Annotated in this window: 7 protein-coding genes; 1 reads left to right on the forward strand and 6 read right to left on the reverse strand. The window is 61.9% G+C overall.

All coding sequences use genetic code 11. The features are described from left to right. Together EOA86_RS17870 and EOA86_RS17875 are read right to left on the reverse strand one after the other, a co-directional pair. Positions 1–478, reverse strand: a 478-nt coding sequence (locus EOA86_RS17870; RefSeq protein WP_206630059.1) for an arginase family protein, incomplete at its 3' end; no start/stop codon positions are given. Between the two features lie 371 nt (positions 479–849). Beyond that, positions 850–1,797, reverse strand: a complete 948-nt coding sequence (locus EOA86_RS17875; RefSeq protein ID WP_128342858.1) for a homocysteine S-methyltransferase family protein — start codon at positions 1,795–1,797, stop codon at positions 850–852. A 243-nt stretch (positions 1,798–2,040) separates the two neighbouring features. On the opposite strand from EOA86_RS17875, the gene EOA86_RS17880 reads away from it, so the two are divergent. Next, positions 2,041–2,700, forward strand: a complete 660-nt coding sequence (locus EOA86_RS17880) for a TetR/AcrR family transcriptional regulator (protein WP_128342859.1) — start codon at positions 2,041–2,043, stop codon at positions 2,698–2,700. Between the two features lie 110 nt (positions 2,701–2,810). Here EOA86_RS17880 and EOA86_RS17885 read toward each other — a convergent pair whose 3' ends face one another. From EOA86_RS17885 to metG, 4 genes are read right to left on the reverse strand one after another with little or no spacing between them, the layout of a single operon-like run. Beyond that, positions 2,811–3,188: a YbaK/EbsC family protein gene (locus EOA86_RS17885; protein WP_128342861.1), complete on the reverse strand. Its 378-nt coding sequence runs from the start codon at positions 3,186–3,188 to the stop codon at positions 2,811–2,813. Positions 3,189–3,203: 15 nt separating this feature from the next. Then, complete coding sequence (locus tag EOA86_RS17890; protein WP_128342863.1) at positions 3,204–4,022, reverse strand: MBL fold metallo-hydrolase; 819 nt, start codon at positions 4,020–4,022, stop codon at positions 3,204–3,206. A 3-nt stretch (positions 4,023–4,025) separates the two neighbouring features. Further along, entirely contained in the window at positions 4,026–4,820 is a 795-nt protein-coding gene (locus EOA86_RS17895; protein WP_128342864.1) for a TatD family hydrolase, read from the reverse strand. After that, positions 4,820–6,313, reverse strand: a complete 1,494-nt coding sequence (metG, locus tag EOA86_RS17900) for a methionine--tRNA ligase (protein ID WP_245497306.1) — start codon at positions 6,311–6,313, stop codon at positions 4,820–4,822. The genes EOA86_RS17895 and metG overlap by 1 nt, the downstream gene beginning before the upstream one ends. Positions 6,314–6,315: the final 2 nt, after the last annotated feature.

A 6,315-nucleotide genomic window follows, 5' to 3' on the forward strand; every position in this document is an offset into this window, starting at 1 on the left:
GGTTCGAATAGCCGTAGCGTTCGCCATTCAACTCGTCGCGCCAGTCGATATGGGCGTCGATCTGCAGGATCCAGACCGGCCCGTGATCCGCAAAGCCGGCGATGAAGGGAATGGGCACGGAATCGTCGCCGCCGAGCAGGATTGGCACGGCCGGCAATGCCAGGACCTCGCGCGTCTTCGCCTCGATCCGGGCCCGGTTGCCGGCATTGTCATGAATGGTGGTGGGGATATCGCCGGCGTCGATGCAACAGATCGGCTTACCGTCAAACAGCGGGCCGCCGAGATCGAAATCCCAGTGCTCGACGAGCGCGGCATCGTCCTGGCTTGCAGCGCGGATGGCTTGGGCGGCCAGGGCATAGCCGCTGCTGTCCTTGCCCGGATAGGTGCTGCCGTGACCGGCTCCGAAGATCACTGCACGAGGCATCCGGCCATCGGCGAGGCGTTCGGGAAAGCCGAGAAAAGGAGGAGATGCGGTCATTTCTTGATGGTCTTAATGATGGTTAGCTGAATTTCGGTGTTGGGTGGTAGGTTGGGGTCGTTTGCGGTAGGCGCGAAATCCTAGCTAAGCCAATCGATGCAAAATTCAGAGAGCTTTCGTTCGGTTCACACGTTATTTTCCACCATCCGAAAGTCGCATAAGATAGATTATGGAACTGAGATGCGGTTTTGATTCCGTGCTTTCGGCCCAACCGCAGTTCCTTGTTCCCTAAGCGGAACTGCGGTTGATAGCGTGGCGTCTCCTGGGACGCACACAGGCTCCTACGCCGCTTGCGGCACGCATGCCTCGCAGATTGCCGCGATGTGCCGGTGGTCGGATAGCGTGGCGTCTCCTGGGACGCACACAGGCTCCTACGCCGCTTGCGGCACGCATGCCTCGCAGATTGCCGCGATGTGCCGGTGGTCGGTGCCGCAGCAGCCGCCCAGGATGCGCATCGTCGGAAACGAAGCTCTCAGCCCGCTGTAGCGCCGCCCGAGATCGTCCGGGTCACCCGCGTCGAGCGTCTCCGATTCGTCCAGTTCGGCATGGCTTTTGGCCGAAGCATTCGCCTTCACGCCATAGACGCGATCGAGCCAGCGCTCGCCCTTTTTCAGCGCCTGCATGAAATGCGTCGGATGGGCGCAGTTGATCATATAGTAGGCCGGCGCACCGACCGTGGCATCGTCAACCCTGTCTATCGCCTCGCCGAGCGCCATGCCGGTCACCAGCTTCCCGTCGGTCTCAACGGTGAACGAGATCATGCAGGGCATCGCATGCGCTTTGGCCGCCCGCGCCACGCCGATCGCCTCGTGGAAATTGGTGAGCGTATAGGCCGCCACCATGTCGGCCTCGGTCCGTGCGAAACTCTCGATCTGCGCGGCGTGATACGCCTCCGCCTCGTTGGCGTCCATATTGCCAGCTTTGTAGCCATCGCCGCGCGGCCCGATCGCGCCGCTGATGACGCAAGGCGTTTCGGCGGTCCCGAACTCGTTGCGCAGGTCGAGAAGAAGCTCAATCGAGCTCTCGTTGACGGCCCGCAGCGCTTCCGGCCCGTAGCCGAGCAACGTTCCCCAATCGGGGTTGGCCCGCCACGTCGGCGTGTCGAGAATGAAGCCGGTTCCGCTTCTGCGCGCAATGGTCAGATAGCGGACGTAATATTCCCTCAGCTTCTGCCGGCCTTCAGGCGTTGCCATCAGCGTGAAGGAAGCAAAATGCGGAAGGTCGAGGCCTTCGTGAAAGATGAGGGTCGTTTCCATGCCGCCATCGCTCAGGAATGTTCTGTTGGCGAGTTGCGGCAGATTCTGGCGGTACTTGGCCATGTGTGTCTCCAGTGGTAAGATGACACCGTGCCGCCCTGGTGGCGGCCGGTTGGGAATAGCCAAGTTTTAGCAGCACGTGCCGCCGGTGCGGTAGAAGGCTTGTGGTCCGGTACTCCACCGAAGCGGAAACCGCAGCAACTACAGACGGATAGCTGCGCTGGGTCGGTCGTATTGCTATCGGTGCCGATGTTGGCGGGTGTGAAAACCAAACCGCCGGTACAGTTGATTTGAGGGCATTCGGTCATGCGCAAGGGTGCGGAAACGCGCGAACGCATTCTGGAGATCGCCGAGGCCTCGGTGCTCGCCAAGGGGTTCGGTGCGACTTCCATTGAGGAGGTGATCGCCGAAGCCGGCATCACCAAGAGCGGCTTCTTCTATCATTTCAAGGACAAGAACGAACTCGCCCGCGCCTTGATGCTGCGCTACGTCGAGGAGAATGACCGCATCTTCGATGAGGTGTTTCACCGCGGCCGGCAACTGTCCGATGATCCGTTGCAGTCCTTCCTGATCACGCTCAAGCTGCTTGCAGAGCTGATGGGTGACCTGCCGAACGGCCACCCCGGCTGCCTGATCGCGACGTTCACCTATCAGGAGCGCCTCTTCGACCGCAACGTTCGCGACATCGCCGCCGACGCCGTACGTTCCTGGAACGGGCGTTTTCGCGATGCGCTGAACGAGATCGCGACCGTTTATCCTGCCCGCAAAGGCATGGATCTCGACGACGTGGCCATCATGTTCTCCTGTGTGATCGATGGCGGTATCATCATGTCGCGGGGACTCGGCGATCCCCGTGTCCTCGGACGCCAGATCCTCGCCTTCCGAAGCGTCGTAAAGATGCTGTTTGCGCCGGCTGCGCCCAACATCATGCTGCCAACCGCCCCCACCGCCATCGCCGCCGAATAGGGTCCGGCACGTTCGAGTCAGGCTGCCAGGGTCGCTACGACAGCTTGCGCTGCTTTGACCATTGCATGTGGCTCGGCGGCGAACACTGCGTCGTGCGCGCCGGCCGCTGCTCATACCCGGTCGAAATCGAGCAGCGTTTTGTCGGCGAACGCCGGGATCGCGATCAGGTGGCCGATCGGCGCTACGCCGCCAATGGCAAAGCCGGTTTCGTCGCGGATCTGCCGCGGGTCGGCGCGCTCCAGCGGCTCGCCGGTCAGTGCGGCAGCCTTGGCTAGATCCAGCTGATTGGAGCCGGAAACCAGGAAGAGAAACAGCTTTCCGCTAGCTTGTCCTTGGAAAACCAACGATTTGACAATCTGTGCAACGGTGCAGCCGCATTGCGCGGCGGCTTCCTCGGCGGTGCGTGTCGAGGCGCCCATGCGTCTGATTTCGATGTCGAGGCCAGCATCGGCTGCTGCCTTGGTCACGCGATCGATGCTGCCAGCCATGAAGAACCGAACCTATCATGCTGTTTCAAAATTGATTTCGATCATCATACCATCATAGGCTGGCTCGACATCGGCCGGCGTCTCCGCCATCACCGTGGCGTAGTCGAGCGGCACATGCATATGCGTCAGCACGGCCTTTTTCGGCGCAAGTTTTTCGATCCAGTCGAGTGCTTGGCCGAGCGAAAGATGGCTCGGATGCGTCCTGTATTGCAGCGCGTCGATGACCAGCATGTCCAGACCGCGCAGCCGTTCGGCCGTAGCGTCGGGGAAATCGCTGATATCGGGGCAATAGGCGAGCCCGCCGATACGAAAACCAAGCGATATGATGTCGCCATGGATTTGCGGCAGCGGCTCGAGGGTGAGGGCACCCCCCTCGCCTTCGATCACCACCGGCCTGGCGTGGTCGATGATATGGGGCTCGACGATGGGCGGGTAGGAACTGCCTAGCGGTGTTTCGAAACAATAGCCGAACGCTTCCCGTAACCGCAGCATGGTGGGCTGGTCGGCGTGGATATCGATCAGATGACGCTGCTCGAGCACGAAGCCGCGCAAATCGTCGATGCCGTGGATATGGTCGGCATGCGGATGCGTATAGACGACCGCATCGATGCGCCTGACCGCTGCCAGCAGCATCTGCTCGCGGAAATCCGGCCCGGTGTCGATGACGACGGTGGTCTTGTCGCCGTTTGCCGCGATCCGCTCGACGAGCGCTGCGGTGCGCATGCGCCGGTTCCTCGAATTGGCCGGATCGCAATTGCCCCAGTCGCCGGTAATGCGGGGCGTGCCCGGCGATGAGCCGCAGCCGAGAATGGTGAGGCGCAGCCGGTCGCTCATGCGTCAGGTGCTCAGCGCGCTTGGGCGCGGCATCTTACTGAACAGCCGGAAGAAATTGTCCGTGGTGACGTCAGCGATCTCGGCCTCGCTGACGCCGATCGTTTCGGCCAGCACCTTGGCTGTATGCGCGACATAGGCAGGCTCGTTGCGCTTGCCGCGAAACGGTATCGGCGCGAGGTATGGCGCGTCGGTTTCGACCAGCAGGCGGTCACGTGGCACATCGGCGGCGATGGCGCGCAGCTCGGCCGAATTCTTGAAGGTCAGGATGCCGGAAAAGGAAACATAGCCGCCGAGCGCCACGCCGACTTCGGCCAGCCTGCGCCCGGACGAAAAACAGTGCAGGATGAAGGGGAAGGCGCCCTTCCCTGTTTCATCCTCGAGGATATCAGCCATGTCGCTGTCGGCGTCGCGCGAATGGATGACCAGCGGCATGCCCGTCTCGCGCGCGGCGGCGATATGGGTTCGAAAACCCTGCGCCTGGGCAACGCGCGGCGCATGATCGTAAAAGTAATCGAGCCCGGCCTCGCCGATCGCCACCACTTTGCGATGAGCGGATAGCCGGACAAGATCCTCGACAGTCACATCAAGCTCTTCGGCGGCGTTGTGCGGATGGGTGCCGACCGAGCAATACACTTCGTCGAAAGGTTCAGCGATCTCAAGTACTTGTTGGAACCGCTTCACACGCGTCGAGATCGTCACCATACGACCGATTCCGGCGGCCAAGGCGCGGGCGACGATGGCCGACCGCTCCTCTGCGAAATCCGGAAAGTCGAGATGGCAGTGACTGTCGACCAACATCAGACGCTTGCATCCGTCTGCTCGACATAGCGTGGAAACACCGGTTCCGGCGCCGGCAGAGCCGTACCTGAAACCAGCGCGTGACCCTCGGCGACATGCGCGAAATCGCGGCTGTCCGCCGGCACCGCCAGCAGGTCGAGCAGCTTTGCCGCCGAGGTCGGGACGACGGGCTGGCAAAGGATCGCGATACGCCGGATCACCTCGGCTGTCGTCCACAGCACCGTTTCCATGCGCGCAGGATCGGTCTTCTTCAGCGCCCACGGCTCCTGCCCCGCGAAATAGCGGTTGGCTTCGGCCACCACGCCAAAGATCGCCGCCAGCGCCAGATGGATGCCCTGTTCGGCCATCGTCCTGCGCGCGGTGACAAGGGCAGCACTTGCCTGGTCGAGGATCGCCTTGTCGGCATCGTTCGGTTCACTGCGCTTCGGCACCATGCCGCCGCAGTTCTTGGCGATCATTGACAGCGAGCGCTGCGCCAGATTGCCGAGATCGTTGGCGAGGTCGGCATTGGTGCGGTTGACGATGGCCTCGTGGCTGTAGCTGCCGTCCTGGCCGAACGGCACTTCGCGCATGAAGAAATAGCGCACCTGATCGAGGCCGTAATGCTCGATCATCGCGAACGGATCGACGACATTGCCGACCGACTTCGACATTTTCTCGCCGCGGTTGAACAAAAAGCCATGCGCGAACACGCGCTTCGGCAGTTCGATTCCTGCCGACAGCAGGAAGGCCGGCCAGTAGACGGCGTGGAAGCGGACGATGTCCTTGCCGATGACGTGGACGTTCGCCGGCCAGAAGGACCATCTGTCATTGGCCGTATCCGGATAACCGGCAGCCGTGATGTAGTTGGTCAGTGCGTCGACCCAGACATACATCACATGCTTGTCGTCGCCCGGCACCGGCACGCCCCATTTGAACGTGGTGCGCGAGATCGACAGATCCTTCAGCCCGGATTTGACGAAGCTGACGATTTCGTTGCGCCGCTCCGCCGGACCGATGAATTCGGGGTTGCTCTCATAGAGCGCGAGCAGCCTGTCCTGATAGGCGGAAAGGCGGAAAAAATAGCTCTCTTCCTCGGTCCATTCGACGGGCGAGCCGAGCGGTTCGCGGCGTATGCCGTCGTCGCCGACCTTGGTTTCGGCCTCGTCGAAATAGGCTTCCTGCCGCACCGAATACCAGCCGCTATAGCGGTCGAGGTAGATGTCGCCATTCTCCGCCATGCGCGTCCAGATCGCCTGGCAGGCCTTGTAGTGGCGCTCCTCGGTGGTGCGGATGAAAACGTCGTTAGAACAGCCGGTCGCTTCGAGCATCGAGCGGAAGATCGCCGAATTGCGATCGGCAAGCGCTTTCGGCGTCAGGCTTTCAGCGTCCGCCGTTTGCTGCATCTTCAAGCCGTGCTCGTCGGTCCCCGAGACGAAGAAGACGTCCTTGCCGTCGAGCCGCTGGAAGCGGGCAAGCGTGTCGCTGGCGATGACATTGTAGGCATGACCGATAT

Source organism: Mesorhizobium sp. M5C.F.Ca.IN.020.32.2.1, assembly GCF_004023105.1.
Lineage (GTDB): Bacteria > Pseudomonadota > Alphaproteobacteria > Rhizobiales > Rhizobiaceae > Mesorhizobium > Mesorhizobium wenxiniae.